This window comes from Halostella pelagica, from assembly GCF_004762015.1.
Taxonomy (GTDB): Archaea; Halobacteriota; Halobacteria; order Halobacteriales; family Natronoarchaeaceae; genus Halostella; species Halostella pelagica.
The window spans coordinates 117,339-134,532 of record NZ_SJES01000005.1 but is presented as its reverse complement, the minus strand read 5'-3'; the positions used below and the strand labels follow the sequence as shown (position 1 = coordinate 134,532).

The 17,194-nt window shown below is 64.1% G+C and carries 20 protein-coding genes and 1 tRNA gene; 11 read left to right on the top strand and 10 right to left on the bottom strand.

The genetic code is table 11. The annotated features are described in order from the left end of the window. The first annotated feature begins 191 nt into the window (after nt 1-191). Entirely contained in the window at nt 192-860 is a 669-nt protein-coding gene (locus EYW42_RS13140) for an HAD family hydrolase (protein ID WP_135535752.1), read from the top strand. Here EYW42_RS13140 and EYW42_RS13135 read toward each other — a convergent pair. Together EYW42_RS13135 and EYW42_RS13130 are read right to left on the bottom strand one after the other, a co-directional pair. After that, nucleotides 857-1,294, bottom strand: a complete 438-nt coding sequence (locus EYW42_RS13135) for a hypothetical protein (protein ID WP_135535751.1) — start codon at nt 1,292-1,294, stop codon at nt 857-859. The two genes, EYW42_RS13140 and EYW42_RS13135, sit on opposite strands and share 4 nt — an antisense overlap. An 81-nt stretch (nt 1,295-1,375) precedes the next feature. After that, entirely contained in the window at nt 1,376-1,828 is a 453-nt protein-coding gene (locus EYW42_RS13130) for a DUF2240 family protein (RefSeq protein WP_135535750.1), read from the bottom strand. A gap of 199 nt (nt 1,829-2,027) precedes the next feature. On the opposite strand from EYW42_RS13130, the gene EYW42_RS13125 reads away from it, so the two are divergent. Next, nucleotides 2,028-2,402 carry a 30S ribosomal protein S8e gene (locus EYW42_RS13125; protein WP_135535749.1) on the top strand — a complete coding sequence of 125 codons (375 nt, stop codon included), beginning with the start codon at nt 2,028-2,030 and terminating at the stop codon, nt 2,400-2,402. A gap of 5 nt (nt 2,403-2,407) precedes the next feature. On the opposite strand, the gene EYW42_RS13120 is transcribed toward EYW42_RS13125, so the two are convergent. Both EYW42_RS13120 and EYW42_RS13115 read right to left on the bottom strand, forming a co-directional pair. Then, on the bottom strand, nt 2,408-3,658 hold the full coding sequence (locus EYW42_RS13120) for an outer membrane protein assembly factor BamB family protein (protein ID WP_135535748.1): 1,251 nt from the start codon (nt 3,656-3,658) through the stop codon (nt 2,408-2,410). Between the two features lie 68 nt (nt 3,659-3,726). Next, nucleotides 3,727-4,722: a PhoU domain-containing protein gene (locus EYW42_RS13115; protein WP_135535747.1), complete on the bottom strand. Its 996-nt coding sequence runs from the start codon at nt 4,720-4,722 to the stop codon at nt 3,727-3,729. Between the two features lie 290 nt (nt 4,723-5,012). Here EYW42_RS13115 and EYW42_RS13110 point away from each other — a divergent pair, with 290 nt between their 5' ends. From EYW42_RS13110 to phoU, 5 genes are read left to right on the top strand one after another with little or no spacing between them, the layout of a single operon-like run. After that, complete coding sequence (locus tag EYW42_RS13110; protein ID WP_135535746.1) at nt 5,013-5,981, top strand: PstS family phosphate ABC transporter substrate-binding protein; 969 nt, start codon at nt 5,013-5,015, stop codon at nt 5,979-5,981. A 34-nt stretch (nt 5,982-6,015) separates the two neighbouring features. Continuing rightward, nucleotides 6,016-6,951, top strand: a complete 936-nt coding sequence (gene pstC / locus EYW42_RS13105; RefSeq protein WP_135535745.1) for a phosphate ABC transporter permease subunit PstC — start codon at nt 6,016-6,018, stop codon at nt 6,949-6,951. Beyond that, on the top strand, nt 6,952-7,833 hold the full coding sequence (pstA, locus tag EYW42_RS13100) for a phosphate ABC transporter permease PstA (RefSeq protein ID WP_135535744.1): 882 nt from the start codon (nt 6,952-6,954) through the stop codon (nt 7,831-7,833). It begins immediately after the preceding gene. A 2-nt stretch (nt 7,834-7,835) separates the two neighbouring features. Then, nucleotides 7,836-8,702, top strand: coding sequence for a phosphate ABC transporter ATP-binding protein PstB (gene pstB / locus EYW42_RS13095; protein WP_135535743.1), 867 nt, complete (start codon nt 7,836-7,838; stop codon nt 8,700-8,702). A 6-nt stretch (nt 8,703-8,708) separates the two neighbouring features. After that, on the top strand, nt 8,709-9,386 hold the full coding sequence (gene phoU, locus EYW42_RS13090) for a phosphate signaling complex protein PhoU (protein ID WP_135535742.1): 678 nt from the start codon (nt 8,709-8,711) through the stop codon (nt 9,384-9,386). An 11-nt stretch (nt 9,387-9,397) separates the two neighbouring features. Here phoU and EYW42_RS13085 read toward each other — a convergent pair whose 3' ends face one another. After that, entirely contained in the window at nt 9,398-9,958 is a 561-nt protein-coding gene (locus tag EYW42_RS13085; protein ID WP_135535741.1) for a hypothetical protein, read from the bottom strand. Between the two features lie 219 nt (nt 9,959-10,177). Here EYW42_RS13085 and EYW42_RS13080 point away from each other — a divergent pair, with 219 nt between their 5' ends. Both EYW42_RS13080 and EYW42_RS13075 read left to right on the top strand, forming a co-directional pair. After that, complete coding sequence (locus tag EYW42_RS13080) at nt 10,178-10,540, top strand: DUF7344 domain-containing protein (protein WP_135535740.1); 363 nt, start codon at nt 10,178-10,180, stop codon at nt 10,538-10,540. Nucleotides 10,541-10,680: 140 nt separating this feature from the next. Further along, nucleotides 10,681-10,890 (top strand): hypothetical protein, encoded by a 210-nt coding sequence (locus EYW42_RS13075; RefSeq protein WP_135535739.1) that lies wholly within the window; start codon nt 10,681-10,683, stop codon nt 10,888-10,890. Between the two features lie 292 nt (nt 10,891-11,182). On the opposite strand, the gene EYW42_RS13070 is transcribed toward EYW42_RS13075, so the two are convergent. Beyond that, the gene (locus tag EYW42_RS13070; RefSeq protein ID WP_135535738.1) at nt 11,183-13,969 is read right to left on the bottom strand and encodes a M14 family zinc carboxypeptidase; all 2,787 of its coding nucleotides are present in this window, start codon (nt 13,967-13,969) and stop codon (nt 11,183-11,185) included. Nucleotides 13,970-14,314: 345 nt separating this feature from the next. Continuing rightward, nucleotides 14,315-14,466: transfer RNA gene (locus tag EYW42_RS19510), tRNA-Met, on the bottom strand. A gap of 105 nt (nt 14,467-14,571) precedes the next feature. On the opposite strand from EYW42_RS19510, the gene EYW42_RS13065 reads away from it, so the two are divergent. Continuing rightward, nucleotides 14,572-15,588 carry a DUF7115 domain-containing protein gene (locus EYW42_RS13065; RefSeq protein ID WP_135535737.1) on the top strand — a complete coding sequence of 339 codons (1,017 nt, stop codon included), beginning with the start codon at nt 14,572-14,574 and terminating at the stop codon, nt 15,586-15,588. A gap of 28 nt (nt 15,589-15,616) precedes the next feature. Here the strand turns inward: EYW42_RS13065 and EYW42_RS13060 are convergent, their stop codons facing one another. Continuing rightward, a complete protein-coding gene (locus EYW42_RS13060) occupies nt 15,617-15,970 on the bottom strand; it encodes a DUF5830 family protein (protein ID WP_135535736.1) in 354 nt (117 codons plus the stop codon). Between the two features lie 83 nt (nt 15,971-16,053). On the opposite strand from EYW42_RS13060, the gene EYW42_RS13055 reads away from it, so the two are divergent. Continuing rightward, on the top strand, nt 16,054-16,710 hold the full coding sequence (locus EYW42_RS13055; protein ID WP_135535735.1) for a TVP38/TMEM64 family protein: 657 nt from the start codon (nt 16,054-16,056) through the stop codon (nt 16,708-16,710). Between the two features lie 32 nt (nt 16,711-16,742). Here EYW42_RS13055 and EYW42_RS13050 read toward each other — a convergent pair whose 3' ends face one another. Next, nucleotides 16,743-16,922 carry a hypothetical protein gene (locus EYW42_RS13050; RefSeq protein ID WP_135535734.1) on the bottom strand — a complete coding sequence of 60 codons (180 nt, stop codon included), beginning with the start codon at nt 16,920-16,922 and terminating at the stop codon, nt 16,743-16,745. A 75-nt stretch (nt 16,923-16,997) separates the two neighbouring features. Continuing rightward, a complete protein-coding gene (locus tag EYW42_RS20355; RefSeq protein WP_259371295.1) occupies nt 16,998-17,132 on the bottom strand; it encodes an HVO_2523 family zinc finger protein in 135 nt (44 codons plus the stop codon). Nucleotides 17,133-17,194 lie beyond the last annotated feature (62 nt).

The window sequence follows — 17,194 nt, the reverse complement described above, 5'->3', positions numbered from 1 at the left end:
ATCCCCTTCCCCTGTGGTGCATTACCGCGATCCAGTACTTAGTCTTTTCCCGGATAGAATTGCCTCTTTTCGGGCGGGCACTGATACCGCCGGACGCCCTGTTTCAGCTACTTCGAGGGGGTGTCTCGGCGGGATCTCCACTGCCGTACGTCCGCCAGTATGAAACCGCCGGCCGCCGTACGCTGGGACGAATGGCGATAGGAGCAGTCGTCTTCGACCTGGACTACACGCTCGCGGTACCGAACCGAACCCGCGAGACGCTACTCGACGAGGCGACGGCGACCGTCGGCGCGCCGGAGATCGACCGCGAGTCGTATCTGGCGGCCCACCGGCGCAATCTCACCGGCGAGACGCGCGAACCGATCTTCGCGTCCCTGCTCGAAGACCGCGACGCCGACGCGGACCCCGACGAACTCACCCGAGCGTACAGGACGGCCATCGCCGATGCGCTGGAACCCGTCGAGGGCGCTTCGTCCCTCGTGAGCGACCTGCGCGAACGGTACCGCGTCGGCCTCCTGACGAACGGCCCGGTCCGCGCTCAGCGGAACAAACTCCAGACGCTCGGGTGGGAGGACCTGTTCGACGCTGTAGTCATCTCCGGCGATCTCGACGCTGGCAAGCCCGACCCGCGCGCGTTCGAGGCCGCGCTCGACGCGCTGGGCGTCACCCCTGACGAGGCCGTGTACGTCGGCGACGAACCGACGGCCGACATCCGCGGCGCGACCGAAGCGGGCATGGCCGTGATACAGGTCGTCTCTCCCGACGGACCGGATCCGGACACACGGGCGACGGCACACGTCGACCGCGCCGAACTCGCTGCGCGGTTACCGTCGGTGATCGAGGATCTGGACCGTTATTAGGCGCTAACCGCTTCAGTCACGGCCTCGACTACGTCGACCGCGCGCTTGACTTCGGCCCCGCTCTCGACGAACACGAGCGTCTGCGGCGGTCGAACCGCCTTCGGCCGCACGCGCAGTTCCAGTTCCTCGGCCGTCTCGGCGGCCGTATCCTGTCCGTCGCGGAACTCGATCCTCGCGCGGTCCTCGTGAATGTACACTTCGGCCAGCAGTTCGCTCCGTGAATCGTCGGGCGCGTGTTGCGTTCGAGCGTCGTCCCAGGCCCCGTCGACGGCCCGCGCCACGTCGTAGGCGCGTTCGCCGTCGGGCGATCCGGTCGCTGACCGGTCGGGGTTCACCACCGCGAGGGCGTCGAGAACGCCGTCGACGCGACCGTCTACCTCGGACGCGAGCAGTTCGGCGATGCGGCGGCCGTCGGCCACGCTGTCTTCGACCATGCAGGTCTCTCGGCGGGCGCGGTTTATCAGTGGTTGGTAGTCGTCGTCCGACGGTCGCGAGACGGCGCTCGCGCGCCGACTTCAGTCGCTATCGCCCAACTCCTCGATGGCCGCCTCCGCCGGGTCGTCGATGTCCAGTCCGCGCCGTCGAGCGTAGACGACCGCCGCGGCTTCGACGGTAACGGCCAGTTCGGTCTGGAGTCGGTTGATGCTCGCGACGGCGTCCTGTTTCTCGATGCCGTCCGCGACGACGTGGTCGAGTACCTGTTCGAACGTCGACTGCGCCTGCAGGATCGATTCGTCCGGGACGAACTCCTCGGGGACGGCAACGTCGTCGGGATCGAACTCGACGACCAGCGTCCCGTCGTCGCGAGAGAGCAGGCCCTGTCCCGTCGCCACGTCGATCAGCCGCTTCGCCTGGTCGGGCGAGAACCAGTCGCGGTCGAGCGACAGCGCCACGACGTACTCGTTTTCGCCGATGCGCTCGACGCCGCGCTGGCGGAACGGTGCGGCGACTGCCGTCCGGAGACTCATCGGCTCGGACTGTCGGCTGTACTCACGTAAAGAGTTTCGGAACGTCGGGTCCGATAGCTCTCGTTAACGCGACAGCTGTCGGTGGCTGGCACCGCTCACGCGCCGGATGAACCACTCGGTTCAGCGCCTCGGTTCGCCCGCCCGATCCCTCCACCGGGAAGTCGTACGATTCAAGTAGTTCCTGGGACTCTGTTCGGGTATGACAGACCAGGGACGCTCCACGCGCAAGCGAACTGGCGGCCGACTCCGACCGAACTCCGACCGCAAGAAACACCAGATCGGGCGCAGCCCGACCGAGACACAGGTCGGCGAACCGAACCTGAAAACAACCGACGCTCGTGGTAACACGACGAAGACCCGCGCGCTCGCGACGAACATCGCGCAGGTCGCCGACGCCGGCGAGACGGTCGAGGCCGACATCCAGGACGTCGTCGAGAACGAAAGCAACCCGAACTACGTGCGCCGAAACATCATCACGAAAGGCGCGGTCATCGAGACGAGCGAGGGACGCGCTCGCGTCACCTCGCGCCCCGGTCAAACCGGTCAGGTCAACGCCGTCCTCGTCGAGGAATAACGCGGTTACTTCTCTCCGAGCGCAACCACGTTGCCGTACTCGTCGCCGTAGAACACCCGTCCGTCGCTGACACTCACAGCGCCGGTGACGGCGTAGTCGGCGTCGTGGTGCCACAGTTCCCGACCCTCTGCTACGTCGACAGCGAACACCGCCTTGGATTCGTGGCCGAAGTAGAGGACGCCGTCGGTGACGACGGGCGGGGAGCCGAAGATCCCGTCCGTCTCGAACGTCCAATCGACCGTCCCGTCAGTGGCATCGACCGCCGCAGCGCTACCGTGAGAGAGGAACACAGTCCCGTCGACGACAGCGGGCGTTCCGCCGGCGGCCCGCTCGCGCACCTCCCAGTCTAAGTCGCCGCTCTCCGCGTCGATGGCGTACAGGTACGAGTCGGTGTCGGCGACGTACACCGTCCCGTCGACGACCGTCGTGCCGTGTCCGCCGCCGTTGCGGACCTCGTATTTCCATCGTTCGTCGCCGCTCGTGACGTCTATGGCGTACACGTAGTCGTCGTGACTCCCGACGTAGATGGTACTGTCCGTCACGGTCGGGTGTGAAGCGACCGGGGCCGCGGTGCGGAACCGCCAGTTCGTCTGTCCGTCGGCGACGTCCAATGCGTACAGATGGTCGTCGCTACAGCCGACGTACAGCGTCCCGTCGACGACGATAGGGGTACTCCGAACGGGGGCTCCAAGGTCCGTCCGCCAGTGAACATCGCCGCTTGCGGCGTCGACCGCGAGCAGCCGTCCGTTCGAGTTCCCGACGAACGTCACCAGTCCGTCGCTCGCGCCTTCGACGCTGCCCGGAACCACGACCGGCGGCCCCGTCGAGACGCCGCCGCCGGTGTCGACAGTCCATTCGGTCGTCCCCTCCGTCGCGTCGACGGCGTACAGCGTGTCGTCCCAGCTTCCGACGTAGACGGTGTCGTCAGCGACGACCGGTGCCCGCGTCACCCGGTCCTCGGCGGTTACGCGCCACAGTTCCTCGACGGAGTCCGCCGGGCCGCTCGGTTCGTCGAGGGACCCGGAGTTCGCCGGGGTGCGCTGGAACGACGGCCACGAACCTTCGACGCGTACGTCTCGGTCGTCAGTTTCCGAGTCGTCCCTGTCAGTCGTGGACCCCGCACGAGCCGTTTCGTCTGCCGACGGCTCGGCGTCAGTACCTCCATCGCCCGACAGCGATTCGACACACCCCGAGAAACACCCGATACCAGCGACGCCCGCCGCGCGCAGGAGCGTTCGTCTGCTCGTACGTTCCATACAGCACCGATTCGTATTTAAGCTGATAAATGGTCGGATATCCTAGCGCTGTACCTAAGCGGCGGCGGTCAGGGGCGCGGTGCGGCCTTCTGCAGCGCCGTCTCTGCGATGTTGCCGCCGTAGTCGGCGCTCCGCGACAACGAGTCGACGACCAGCCCCAGCAGTTGCGCCGCCGCGGGGTCGAGGTCGCGGAGTAGTTCCCGGAGGTCGCGGGTGCGCTCGTCGATAGCGAGAATGGATTCGCGCGCCTCGTTGGCCAGTGCAGTCGAGCGGTCCGGGTCCTCCATGAACAGCGCGTCCATCGACTTGTTGATGACGTCGGCGGAGTCGTCGTGGACCGTCTGCAGGCCGTCAGTGACGCCGTCGGGAACGTCGCCGAGTTCCAGCGCGAGGTGGGCTATCTTCGCGGCGTGATCGGCGATCCGTTCGAGTTGGCGGGCGGAGGAGTGATAGTCGAAACATACCTCTCGCGGGAGTCCGAGTTCCTTGGCCGCTCGCGGCGAGCGCAGCGTCGCCCGGAAGATGCGCGACACCACGAAGTATAGCCTGTCCACGTCGTCGTCGCGCTCGATCACGTCGCGGGCCAGGTCGTCGTCGTTCTCGACCAGCGCCGTCACCGCGTCTTCGAGCATCGACTGGGAGATGAGCCGCATCCGCGTCACCGCGTTTTCGATGGACAGTTCGGAGGAGTCGAGCAGGTCCTGAAGAACGACGCGTTCGCTGGTCTCTTCGAGTACTTCCACGCCGACGAGGCCCTGGACCGCGTCGCGGATGGCCCGGCGCTGGTCCGTCGTGATGCGATTGGCCTCTAGCGCGATGATGTCGAACCCGCTGACGTACATCGTCATCACCGCGCGGGTCAGCTGTTCGCCCTCTAGTTCCGACACGTCGAGTGACCCTTCGACTCGTTCGGAGTCGCTGCGCGGCGTGAGCAAGAGCGTATCATCTTCCGGATAGAACACGACCTCGCTTCCGGCGCTAACATCGTTGTCTGTCGCCCACGATTTGGGGAGCGAAACAGTGAACGTCGATCCGCCGGTGACCTGGACCTTTCGGGTCTCCATATCCGTCAGTACGGGAACGACAATATAAAAACACACGATTATATATATCCGCACGGAGTCGGCTCGTTGGTTTTCCGCTCATTCCTCGGCGGGCGATTACGCGTTCGGAGCCGTCGAACCCAAACCGAGCCGCCGTTCTTGTTTTCCGCAGTATCTATCCGAAAACGCGGGGGAGAGCGCGTCGTTTCCGCGCACCGTTTGCCGAATACGCGCTATAGACAGGATAAATATGTAGTTCTATATAGCGATCATAGCAGACTACTTATTAGTCATTCCCCGTCTTTCAAGCGATGTCGGAAGACACGTCGCGTCGCCGGTCAGAGTTCTCTCGACGGGGGTTTCTGGCTGCGGCGGGAGTTGCGAGCGTTACCGGGTTAACTGGATGCGCTCGGGTGTTCGGCAGTGAGAACAGGCAAGTAAACATCGCCGGTAGCAGTACAGTGTTTCCGATCGCCGAGGCGGTCGCGTCCGACTATACGCAGAAGAACCCCACCGTAAACGTCTCGGTCAGCAAGACCGGCAGCGGCGGCGGGTTCTCGAACTTCTTCTGTCCCGGTATGACGGACATCAACAACGCCAGCCGTCCGATCGCCGATGCGGAGCGAGAGCAGTGCGCCGACAACGGCGTCGACCCCGTCGAGTTCGTCGTCGGGACGGACGCCCTCACGGTGGTTGTCAACGACGAGGCCAACTGGGTCGACTGCATGACGGTCGACGAACTCCGCCAGGTGTGGATGGCGGGCGGGGCCAAACAGTGGAGCGACATCCGCGACGAGTGGCCCGACGAGGAGTTCAAACTGTTCGGACCGGCCACCGTCAGCGGCACGTTCGATTACTTCCGCGAGACGATCGTCGGCGAGGAAGAGAACCACCGGAACGACTACTCGGCGACCGAGAAGGACCGCACTATCGTTCGCGGCGTGCGCGGGTCGCAGTACGCGATGGGCTACTTCGGTTTCGCCTACTACAGCGAGAATCCGGAGACGGTGAAAGCGGTTGCCATCGACGACGGGTCGGGCTGCGTCGAGCCGTCGCTCGAAACGGCCAAGAAAGGCACTTACCGGCCGCTCTCGCGCCCGCTGTTCACGTACGTCTCGAAGCAGTCGCTGGCGGACGAGACGGTTCGGGATTTCGTCCGGTTCTATCTGGAGAAGGCGGCGACGGACCTCGTTTCCGAGGTCGGCTACGTGCCGATAACGGACGAGACGCTAGAGGAGAACCTGAACAAACTCGACGCGGCCGTGGAGGACGTGCAATGACCGAGCCGACTTCGACCGAACCCGAGGTGTTCGAATGAGCAGCGCGAACGCCCCCGACCTGTCCCGAGACGACGGGCGGACGAGACGAGAGGCCGTGGTCAGACTGGTGTTTTTCGTCTGTGCAGTACTTTCGGTGCTGACGACTATCGGTATCGTCTTGACGCTGCTGTCCGACTCTGTGGCGTTCTTCGCCGAGGTGTCACCGGTACAGTTCCTGACGGGAACGTCGTGGAGTCCGGCGAACGACCCCGTCAACTTCGGTGTCCTACCGCTCGTCACCGGGACGCTCGTCATCACCATCGGGGCCGCCGCCGTCGCGCTTCCGATCGGACTGCTCACCGCTATCTACCTGAGCGAGTACGCGAGCGACCGCGCGCGGTCGGTGCTGAAGCCGGCTCTGGAGGTCCTCGCTGGCGTCCCGACGGTCATCTACGGCTACTTCGCGCTGGTGTACGTCACGCCGGCGCTCGCAACGATATTCCCCACTATCGACACGTTCAACGCGCTCTCCGCGTCGCTCATCGTCGGCATCATGATAATCCCGATGGTGTCGTCGATCAGCGAGGACGCGATGAGCGCGGTGCCGGACTCGCTCCGTAACGCGAGTTACGGCCTGGGAGCGACGAAGTTCACCGTCTCGACGAGCGTCGTCGTCCCGGCGTCCGTGTCGGGTATCGCCTCCTCGTTCATTCTCGCGCTCTCGCGCGCCATCGGCGAGACGATGGCCGTCACCATCGCCGCGGGGAACACGCCGCGTCTGGTCGACCTCACCGACCCCGCGGGCGTGTTTCTGAACTCCATCCAGACGATGACCGCTGCGATGGTACAGCTCGGCGCGAGCGACGTGACAGGACAGTCTATCGCGTACAAGAGCCTCTTCGCCGTCGGGCTCACGCTCTTCGTAATCACCTTCGCAATGAACCTCGTCAGTGAATGGATCGCTTCGCGCTACAGGGAGGAGTACAGATAGATGGCGACTGATACGCGAGATTCAACGTCGTTCGAGCGGGTCAGTCGCGCGAAAGACATCGCGTTCGAGTATCTGACGCTCGGAGCGACGTTGCTCGGCATCGTCGCGCTCGCGGTGTTGCTGAGCTACGTCGCGGTCGACGCGGTCGGGTGGCTGAACTGGCAGTTCCTCACCAGCCCGCCCCATCCGATGCCGGAGAAGGCCGGTATCTTCCCGGCACTCGTCGGCTCTATCTTCCTGATGCTGCTTATCGCTCTCATCACGTTCCCCCTCGGTGTCGGCGCAGCCGTCTACCTGGAGGAGTACGCGCCTGACAGCCGCCTCACAAAGTTCATCCAGCTCAACATCGCAAACCTCGCCGGCGTTCCGTCCGTCGTGTACGGACTGCTCGGGCTCGGACTGTTCGTCCAGTTAATCAGCCTGGGCTATGGGTCGCTGCTTGTCGCCGGCTTTACCATCTCGCTGCTCATCCTGCCCATCGTCATCATCTCCGCCCAGGAGGCGATCCAGTCCGTGCCAGACTCGATGCGACAGGCCTCGTACGGGATGGGCGCGACGAAATGGCAGACGATCAAAAACGTCGTCCTGCCCGAGTCGCTCCCGGGGATCCTCACGGGGACTATCCTGGCGCTCGGTAGAGCGATCGGCGAGACGGCTCCGCTGATCATGATCGGCGCGCCGACGACGGTGTTCGGGGTTCCGAACGGACCGCTGGCCAAGATCAGCGCGATGCCCATGCAGATATACACGTGGGCGGAGTACCCTGACAAGGCGTTCCAGCACGGGGTTCTCGCCGCCGGCGTGGTGACGCTGCTGGTCGTACTGCTTTCGATCAACTCCATCGCGATACTCATCCGCAACAGATACCAGACCCAGAGCTAACAATGACACAGCAAAACGTGACGACATCGGAATCGGACGACGACAGTTCGACCGCGTCGCCGGAACCGGGTTCCGGAATCGCTTCAAACGGTACCGCAGAAGCCGAGACAACCACGACTCGCTCCGTCATCGAATCCCGCAATCTCGATGTCTACTACGGCGAAGAGCGAGCGCTGCAGGAGATAGACATCGAGATACCCGCGGAGAAGGTGACGGCGATCATCGGGCCGTCCGGCTGCGGGAAATCGACGTTCCTTCGGTGTATCAACCGGATGAACGACCTGGTTGATTCGGCGCGCGTCGAAGGCGAGTTGCTGTTCGAGGGGAAAAACGTCTACGACGCGGACGTGGACCCGGTCGCGCTCCGGCGGCGGATCGGGATGGTGTTTCAGGCACCGAACCCGTTTCCCAAGAGCATCTACGACAACGTCGCGTACGGACTCCGAGTGCAAGACGACACGGAGAACCTCGACGAGCGCGTGGAGACGGCGCTGCGCCGCGCGGCGCTGTGGGACGAGGTCAACGACCGCCTCGACGAATCGGCGCTTGACCTCTCGGGAGGTCAACAGCAGCGACTCTGTATCGCCCGCGCCATCGCGCCCGACCCCGACGTCCTCCTGATGGACGAACCCGCCAGCGCGCTCGACCCCGTCGCCACCTCCCAGATCGAAGACCTCATCGAAGAACTCGCCCAGGACTACACCGTCGTCATCGTCACCCACAACATGCAACAGGCCGCACGTATCTCCGACAAAACCGCCGTCTTCCTCACCGGCGGCGAACTCGTCGAGTTCGACGACACCAGCGTCGTCTTCGAAAACCCCGAACACCAGCGCGTCGAAGATTACATCACCGGTAAGTTCGGATAATCACCTATGGCGAGACAGAACTACCAGGACAAACTGGACGAACTCCGTGAAGACGTCCTGTACATGAGCGAGGTCGTCCTCGAACGTCTCAGGATGGCGCTCGACGCGCTGGAGCGCAAGGACAAGGGGATGGCCAAGGAGGTCATCGACGGCGACGACGAGATAAATCAGATGTACCTGGACCTCGAACAGGACTGCATCGACCTCCTCGCTCTCCAACAGCCAGTGGCGAGCGACCTCCGCTTTATCGCGGCGACGTTCAAGATCATCACCGACCTCGAACGGGTCGGCGACCTCGCCACCAACATCGGCGAGTACACCTTCCGTGCGACCAAGGACGTGTTCCCCGAGGTAGACGTACAGGAGATCGGGACCGTCACCCTCGACATGGTCGAGGAGGCGATGGACGCGTACGACCGCGAGGACACCGATCTGTGCCGCGACATCGCGGCGGCTGACGACGACCTCGACCAGCTCTGCGAACGGGCGAGCGAGATAGTCGTCCGTGACCTGATCGAACGCGAGCTCGAAACGACCGACGAAGAAGACGTAGAGGACCTCCTGCAGGACGTCTCCCGTCTCCTGCTCACTATCCGCGACCTGGAGCGTGTCGGCGACCACGCCGTCAACATCAGTGCGCGGACGCTGTACATGGTCGAAAACGACGACGAACTGATCTACTGATCGGGCTGTCTCTACTGGTCGTCTATCGCAACGACGTCGTCCTCGAACCGCCACGTCGTCTCCGACCGCCAAGTCGGTGCGTCGACGCCCGGGAGCGTTTTCAGGCGCGGTCGAACCATCGCCCACCACGGTTCCGGGTCGTCGTAGCCCGCCGACTGCGCCGGATACACGTCCTCCCTGAACGACGGTTCCTCGACGGGGCCGTTCGCCGCCAGATAGTCGAAGGCGGCACGGACGGCGTCTCGCCGCCAGTCTCGCATCATCCTACTCGTCCCAGGAACCTCCAGGTCGTCGATCGCCGACGACAGCGAACGCTCCGTTCTCTCGTCGCTCGGCCCGAACGCGGAAACCGGTCGAAACCAGACGGATCGGTCCTCGTCGACCGTCTTCCGCCGGACCTGCCGCTTCCCGGCGAGTTCGGTCAGTTTGGCCGCCGCCGTCTGGTCGGAAACCTTGGCGGCAGACGCGATTTCACCCGTCGATAGCGGGTCCGCGTCCTGAAAGACGCTGAGGATCCGCTCGTCCGACACCCCCTCGACGTATCCCCACGCACTCTCGTCGTCACCGCTCATACGCGAGGATACGGACCTCCTCCTCTTGGGCTTTTGGTGTCACTGGTTCCGCCTCAGCGAGCACCGACGACGGCCGTAGCCCAGCCGAAACCGGTTGCTGAAACGGGGTAATCGCCGCTTGAACTCGCTGTACGTCGGACAGTGCCCGTGTCTCCGGCTACTAACCTCCCAAAGTGATTTGGCTCCGGACTTTTTCCCCTGTCGCTTGAAGAGATGAGTATGGCAGAGAGTAATCAGCAGGTCTCACAGAAACGTTTCACTAACTCAGCAACCGACCTGCCGCTCGACAATGTATTCGAGGTCCTCGCGGACCAGCGGCGGCGAAACCTGTTACGCTACCTGCTAGAGTGCGATCCTCCGGCGACAGTCACGGAGATGGCTGACGCCCTCCTGGCGGATGCCGGAACCGAAGGGGTCGAGGAGCGGCGAAACCTGCGAATCTCGCTCCATCACGTCCACCTCCCGAAACTGGACGAGACGGGCTTCGTCGACTACGACGCGGAAACGAACCGAGTCGTCGGCCGGAACGGCATCGACCAGATAGCACCGTATCTCGACATCACCGAGACTCTCGAACGCTGACACGACCGACCGCGAGTCACCGGTGTGCCATCCGCGCTCGGAACTGAGTCGCCTCTCGTTCTCGTCGGACTGGGACGACAGATACAGAGACGCGTACGGACGCCCGACAGTATAACTTGTTCAGCGTGGTAGTGGGCCGTATGGAGCTGGGACGTCCAACGCGCGATTCCGAGGCTGACCGCGAATGCCCGGAGTGCAACAGCCAGAACACGGTTCGGCGCGGCGAGGAACGCGAAACGTTCGAAAACGGGCAGACCGTCGTCAAGCGCGAGCACTACACCTGTAAAGACTGTAACGCTAGCTGGTGGGTGGACATCTGGCCGGACGACCGCGTGTACGTCAGCGGGTGACGGTCACGCCGGAGGAACGTTCGCGGTTTCAGGCGGCGAAGCCGACACCGTCGGTACGGCTCGATACGTGAGGTCCGCCATCTCCGCGCCGTAGTTTGACAGGGTAGTTACTCGCCGCCGACGCACTGCGAGCGTGCGGAGATTTTCGGATCGGCTGATACTGTCGGCTGTACCTTCGAAACGATACTCAGTTCCCGGAGTCCGAGGTTCTTCAAGGGATTACAGCCGACAGTATGAAGCCTCTCTGTCGACCTCGGCCGGTCGGCGAAAGCGCAGAAACGGAAGACCCGTTTCAGAACGACCCGACTTCGTCCCCGTCGACGTAGCGGTGCTGGTCGTAGCCGAGCGCGTTCGTTAGCATGGACTGAGCGAAGAACGAGGCCGTGTAGCTCTCCATGCCGAAGGGGTGGAGTTCGGTCTGGTTCGCCGAGGGGAGCATCCCGCTGATGAAGTGGATGTCTCCGCTCTTCCGGCCGTCAGTGATCGATCCGGCTGCGACCGGCGGGTCGTCCGGGACAGGCGCGAACACGTTCTGGTGGCAATAGCCGGCGGCGGTCCCGCCGGCGTCTTCGAGCGCGCCTTCGTCGAGCACCGTCATCGGGGACGCGCCGGTGAAGTCCGCCGGATAGCCGATCGGCGAGGGCTTCCAGAGCTCCCGCTGAATGTCTCGGGTCCCCTCTAGCAGCGGGTGTCCGAGGTTTTTGTCGGTGAGTTGCGCGACGTACACCTCCTGTTCGGTGATCGCGTCCGACGAAACCCCGGTGACGAGGTCGTTGTCCATCGCCGCGAGCAACTCGACGCCGGTGTCGGTCAGCACCACGTCTCCGCCGGCGTCGACGAACCGATCGAGCGCGTCCACATAGTCGTCGTCGTCTCCGCCGTGCGCGTGGACGACGACGACGTTGTCGTACGCTCTCCTGTGGCTGTTGCCACGGAAGAGGGCACCATCAGACACATCATCGACGCTGACGGGATCGACCGTCGCGTTCCCGCCGCCGTTGCCGCGACCGCGGCCGTTCGAGCGACCGGATCCGCCGCCGGACCCGTCGACGATATCGGCGTAGTCCTCGAAGAAGTCGAACGGCGTCGATTCGTACGACCGCTGTTCGTACCCGAGGACCTCCCGCGGGTCCGGTGCCTCGACGCCCGAGCCCTCCGACAGGACCGTATCGACGGAGACCAGAACGGTGTTGTGAGCGGTTCCTTTCAGGTTCTGGAGTTCGATCGTCCACTCGCCGGGAGTCGGGTCACTGACGAACCACTCGCCCCGCTCGCTCTGGTCCCGTAGCTGGTTGAACCGAGCGACGGTCGCGCCGTCGGGGTCGCGCAACGATGCCTTCAGGTGGTCGGTTTCCGGGTCGAGAGTGAACGAGACGCTGTTCGTCCCCGGAGCGATATCGACTGTCGTCGTCTCCGTACCGCGGGTCACCGTGATCTCATCTCTGGTGCTGACGGACTCGGTGCCCGCGAAAGAGAGCGACCCGGACGTCCGCGTCAGCGCGTCAGACGTCACGTACGCCGTCCTCGTCCCACCGGTCTCGACCTCGGCCTCGACGTCCCGGGCCGCGTGAACCGCGAGTTCCCGCAAAACGACCGTGTAAGCGGCCACGTTAATGTCGACCAGTTCCGGAACTGCGGGGTTGACCGCCGGGAGTTCGTACGCGACGGTCTTCACGTCGAGTCCGCCCATCTCACTGGACTGTGACATCCACCCCATCAGGCTCCCGGTGGTCGAGTAGCCAAGCGTGGATAGCAAGGTACCGTACTCGAACGGCACCGTCGCGACGTCAGACCCCTCGTCTTCGCCCAGGAACTCGAGGATCGTGTCCCGGCGTTCGTCGAGGAGCGCACCGACCTCGTCGTCGAACTGTGGTTTGATCTGCCGGTTCAGCTCGTAGATCTCGTGGAGGTGTTCGAGGTCGTACTCGCCGTTGATGACGAAGCCGTAACAGTAGGTCTCGGGCCAACCCATGTTGTGGAGGTCGGCGCAGTACTCCAGGTTGTCGTAACTCCGGACGTGCTCCGCGATGGCCAGCCCGTCCGGCATATGCTCTTTGACGGCCGGCGGAACGTCGTCGTCGATCCCCGGCTCGTCGTCGACGAGGTTCGCACCGTCCGGCTCAGAGGGGTAGTTGCTCTGGCTGATCCAGCCGAGCGAGGGATACTGGCGGTTCGTGTCCCCGACGCCCGCGTTCCCCCGGGTGTTCTCTCCGAGGTAGTCCTCGATGGAGTCGTCTGCCGTCCGCGTGAACTGTGGCTCGCCGAGCCGCCAGCCGTCGGGGTTCGGCAACAGGAAGACGAGTGCGACGTCGTCCAGTACCGCTTCGACCTCCGGTTGTTCGCCGGTCAGGAGCCCCTCGATGAACCGCAGGCCCCCCTCGACACCCGCGCGTTCGTTCCCGTGGATCGACAGCACGGACATCGCCTTCGTCTTCTCCCGGAAGCTATCCTCGTCCCCGACGTCGTTCGTGACCTCCGCGACCAGAACATCGTCGCCGTCGCCGTCGTCGAGGAACTGGTCGTAGAACCCCGGCGACTCGCCGATCGAGTAGACGTCCATCCGGTCGCTGTGACGGCCCCCGAGGTGATGCAGTCCGGCGACGGCTTCCTCGTAGCCGATGTGGTCGACGCTCTCGATGGCGTCGGGGAAGACGTCGCCGTCCGGATACCCGTCGAGCCGCCAGAACGGGTTTGCCCCGTGAGTGAACTCCAGAACGGTTACGGCATCGACATCGAGGACCGTCTTCACCTCTGAGGGCGTCAGCTCTGCGTAGGCCGCCGTCTCGGGATCAGTCGTCGTTCGGATTTCGATCCCTGCCGACTCGAGTTCCGCGAATCCGCTCTCGTCGTCGAGGCGAACGAGCGTCGACACGGCGTACTCGTCGGGTGTGTGATCGACGACGAACTCGTAGAGGTCAGTCGTCTTCGGGGACGATAGCTGGCCCGCGGCCGTGCCAGGCAGTGCGATCGCGCCGCCGGTTATCGCGACGAGCCGACCGAACTCTCGTCGTGATACCGGACTGTTAGCAAAACGGCTTTGTTCGTCGGTGTGAGTACTCTCTGACGGTTTCTTTTCCATGGTGGAATCCGATAGAAGTGTCGAAATATCGCCCCTTCGTTATACGCTGTATAATATATCTTATAATTTCTGGTGCCGTGTAAACGGAATAATCGGGCGTTTATACGGGATATAACCGCTTCTGTCGCAGTTTTCCGAGCAGATAGTTCGCAGTAGCCGTCAGACGGTCATCGGTTACGATGCGGCTACGTTGCACGCCGGCGGAGAGGACTGCGAACGGCGGGAAGGGCAGGCTCCTCTCATCTGCGCTCGCTTCGCTCGCGCAGATCCGACGGGTACGTCACCGGGTCCGGCGACGAGGCAATACGCGTCGCTCACACGAGGTTCGCAACGATAGTAGAATCATGCCCGGGGAGGGCTCCGAACCCTCGATCTCCGCATGTCCCAGGTTCGAGGCTCGGCGGGCCTCAGGGACACGGAGGCTTCCTAGGCGAGATACCGCACCGAATCTCTGAACCCTATGAGTGCGGCGCTATGTCCAGCTAAGCCACCCGGGCTCACTCTCCGATAGTTGACTGGTAGTCTTTAAACTTCTCATATCCGGCAACGGAACGCGGCCGACGGCCCTCGGTTTTAAGACACATCCAGCGAACACTGTTTGCATGGACGTTCCCGGAATCGTGGAGTCTTCCCTCGGCGACGAGAACGTCGCCGCCCGGGTATCGATCGGCGGCGAGGACGAACTGTTCGTCACGCCGACGCGGACGCTGATCTATCGAGCGGACGGGCTCCTGAGCGACGAAACGGTCAACGAATACCCCCACGACGCCGAGCGGTTGACGCTCTCGGAGGGCCGACGCAAGACGAAGGTCCAACTGGAGTATCCGATCGACGGCGTACGCGAGTTCTCGCTGTCGTCGTCGGAAGCCGACAAGGCGCTCCATCCGGTGCTTGCGGGGATGTTGAACGCGAGCGGCGTCACCGACCCCGGCGAGTCGGTGAATCAGACGTTCCGGTTCAGCGAACTCACACTCGTGATCACGAGCGAGCGTCTCGTCAAACACGTCGGCGAGGTCGTGTGGGACGACGAGTACGAGGAGTACCACTTCGACGACGTTACCGGGCTGGATTTCGAGGAGGGCAGCGTCGCCACCCAGATCGTACTGGAAGTGAACGGTCGCCCCCAGCGCATCAAGACGCCGAACAACGAGATCGGCGAGGTCAGACAGCGCCTGACGCAGGCGCTGTGTACGTACTACGACGTCTCCAACGAGTCAGAACTCGCCGAAGCCCTCGCCTCCGTCGAGGACGACGACGAGCCCGCCGAGACCGGCGGCATGGGCTTCGGCGAGGGCGTCGACCCGCTCAACGCCGACCCGGAACCGATGGAGGGACGCGACGGAAGCGCCGAATCCGCGTCGGAACCCGCCGACGCCGACGGCAACGAGACGCGCGTCGGGACAGTAGAGTCCCAAAGCGACGGCGAAAACGACGCGGGGAGCGACGAGGGATTCGACGAAGCCGGCTTCGAACCGGCGACCGCCGACACCGAAGCGGACGACGACGTAGCCGAGGAGATCGCCGACCTTCAGGACGTAGTCGAACAGCAGAACGAACTGCTGAAGCGCCAGCAGGAGACGATAGAGCAACTGATCGACGAACTTCGCCGCGGTCGGTGATCCGGCGGCCGTAGCCGTCACGCCGAAGCTACTCCCGTCCGGTCACCTTCCGGATGCAGGAACTTCCGAAGGGGCCGACTTCGCCGGACTCGAACTTGATGAAGTGACCCGTCGACAGCCCAGCGCCGCAGCGCTCACACGTGAACTCCCCCTCCTTCTGAACGACCTGCCGCTCGTACCGAACGAAAACGCCCCCGGACGGGCGGATAATACCGTCCTCTCGCTCGATGACGCCGCGTTTCTCCGCTTCGTCGAGGATGGTCCGCGTGAGCGTGGGGTTGGTCGTTATCGTCTCGATCCGGTCGACGGCCTCGGCTACCGATAGCTCCTCGTGTTCCAGGTTCCGCAGGAGTTCGACGCCGAGTTCGACCGCGTCGTCCATCTCCCCGAGAGTCGCTCGCCGACTGGATTAAAACTTGCGCGGCGACCACAAGGCGTTCAAGGGACGACGACGAACTCAGGCCGATGCGTTCGCTCGACCGACGTACCGTCGCCGGATTCGTCCTCCTCGGCGCGGTCGTCGCCGCCGGACTCTTCTCGTCGCCCGAAGCGACCCTGCGGGCGGCGTCGCGGGCGGCGGCGGACCCGTTTCTGTTCGCCGTCGTCCTCGTCTGTCTCTATCTCGCGCGCCCGTTCGTCGCGTGGCCGACGACGGCCGTCGCGATCGTCGTCGGGTATGGATACGGAATCGCTCTCGGCGTCCCCGTCGCCCTCGCCGGTGCCGTCCTCACGTCGATGCCACCGTTTCTGGGCGTGCGCCGGTTTGCCGGTGACGCCGGGTTCTGGGGACGCCTCGGCGACGCCGGCGACCGGTTTTTCGATTCGGCAGGGCACGTGCGCGGCGTCACCGTCGCTCGACTACTCCCCGTTCCGGCCGACGCGGTCACCTGCGCCGCTGCGGCAAGCGGCGTCTCGCTTCCCGCGTTCGCGGTGGGGACCGTTCTCGGCGAACTCCCGTGGACCGTTGCCGCCGTCGCCGTCGGGAGTTCGGCCGAACGCGTCGCGACGCAGGGCCTCGGCGAGGTGGGATTCCCGGTCGTCGTCGCCGCGGTCGCGGCCGCGGGGCTACTGCTCGCCGGGCCGGCGTACCAGTATTTCGGCGAGTCTGATATAGCGGTGTGAGTTGCGTCCGCACGACCTGTGCTCCGACGCGATCAGAGGTCGACCTGACAACGGGCACCCGTTACTAACCCCTCGTCGTCGATGTGGGCTGACAGACAGGCGTAATTGCAGAACTGCCCCGCCGGTTCGCGGTCGTCACCCGTGCCCTCTTCGACGAAGACGGGGTCGTGATCGTACACGTCGCTCCCACAGTACGTGCAGTCGTTGCTCATACGGGTGCGTAGAGATCCGGGCACTCCAACGTTACTCGCTCGTGTTCCCGCCGCGCGATAGCGCCGGAGAGTGCTCTACACCCAGAAATTGTCGCTACAGTCCATCACGACGCCGTGTTGCGGACAGACGTACTTGCAGTGCCGGCGGTACATCGGCGTCTCGCACATCGGGCAGGGCCGCCCGCCATCGCCGCTGGCGTCGTCGTCCATCGCGTACAGGTTCGGGGCGGACGGTGCTAAACGCTTCGGGCGAGGGACGCAGAGAGAAACGA

What these genes read in the sequence shown, in the direction of transcription:
- EYW42_RS13060 (WP_135535736.1), bottom strand. Translation starts at nt 15,970, where the DNA reads ATGGACGACGCGGTCGAACTCGGCGTCGAACTCCTGCGGAACCTGGAA.
- EYW42_RS13130 (WP_135535750.1), bottom strand. Translation starts at nt 1,828, where the DNA reads ATGAGTCTCCGGACGGCAGTCGCCGCACCGTTCCGCCAGCGCGGCGTC.
- EYW42_RS13075 (WP_135535739.1), top strand. Translation starts at nt 10,681, where the DNA reads ATGGAGCTGGGACGTCCAACGCGCGATTCCGAGGCTGACCGCGAATGC.
- EYW42_RS13055 (WP_135535735.1), top strand. Translation starts at nt 16,054, where the DNA reads ATGCGTTCGCTCGACCGACGTACCGTCGCCGGATTCGTCCTCCTCGGC.
- EYW42_RS13050 (WP_135535734.1), bottom strand. Translation starts at nt 16,922, where the DNA reads ATGAGCAACGACTGCACGTACTGTGGGAGCGACGTGTACGATCACGAC.
- pstC (WP_135535745.1), top strand. Translation starts at nt 6,016, where the DNA reads ATGAGCAGCGCGAACGCCCCCGACCTGTCCCGAGACGACGGGCGGACG.
- EYW42_RS13080 (WP_135535740.1), top strand. Translation starts at nt 10,178, where the DNA reads ATGGCAGAGAGTAATCAGCAGGTCTCACAGAAACGTTTCACTAACTCA.
- EYW42_RS13085 (WP_135535741.1), bottom strand. Translation starts at nt 9,958, where the DNA reads ATGAGCGGTGACGACGAGAGTGCGTGGGGATACGTCGAGGGGGTGTCG.
- pstA (WP_135535744.1), top strand. Translation starts at nt 6,952, where the DNA reads ATGGCGACTGATACGCGAGATTCAACGTCGTTCGAGCGGGTCAGTCGC.
- EYW42_RS13110 (WP_135535746.1), top strand. Translation starts at nt 5,013, where the DNA reads ATGTCGGAAGACACGTCGCGTCGCCGGTCAGAGTTCTCTCGACGGGGG.
- EYW42_RS13120 (WP_135535748.1), bottom strand. Translation starts at nt 3,658, where the DNA reads ATGGAACGTACGAGCAGACGAACGCTCCTGCGCGCGGCGGGCGTCGCT.
- EYW42_RS13115 (WP_135535747.1), bottom strand. Translation starts at nt 4,722, where the DNA reads ATGGAGACCCGAAAGGTCCAGGTCACCGGCGGATCGACGTTCACTGTT.
- EYW42_RS20355 (WP_259371295.1), bottom strand. Translation starts at nt 17,132, where the DNA reads ATGGACGACGACGCCAGCGGCGATGGCGGGCGGCCCTGCCCGATGTGC.
- EYW42_RS13125 (WP_135535749.1), top strand. Translation starts at nt 2,028, where the DNA reads ATGACAGACCAGGGACGCTCCACGCGCAAGCGAACTGGCGGCCGACTC.
- EYW42_RS13065 (WP_135535737.1), top strand. Translation starts at nt 14,572, where the DNA reads ATGGACGTTCCCGGAATCGTGGAGTCTTCCCTCGGCGACGAGAACGTC.
- pstB (WP_135535743.1), top strand. Translation starts at nt 7,836, where the DNA reads ATGACACAGCAAAACGTGACGACATCGGAATCGGACGACGACAGTTCG.
- EYW42_RS13135 (WP_135535751.1), bottom strand. Translation starts at nt 1,294, where the DNA reads ATGGTCGAAGACAGCGTGGCCGACGGCCGCCGCATCGCCGAACTGCTC.
- EYW42_RS13070 (WP_135535738.1), bottom strand. Translation starts at nt 13,969, where the DNA reads ATGGAAAAGAAACCGTCAGAGAGTACTCACACCGACGAACAAAGCCGT.
- EYW42_RS13140 (WP_135535752.1), top strand. Translation starts at nt 192, where the DNA reads ATGGCGATAGGAGCAGTCGTCTTCGACCTGGACTACACGCTCGCGGTA.
- phoU (WP_135535742.1), top strand. Translation starts at nt 8,709, where the DNA reads ATGGCGAGACAGAACTACCAGGACAAACTGGACGAACTCCGTGAAGAC.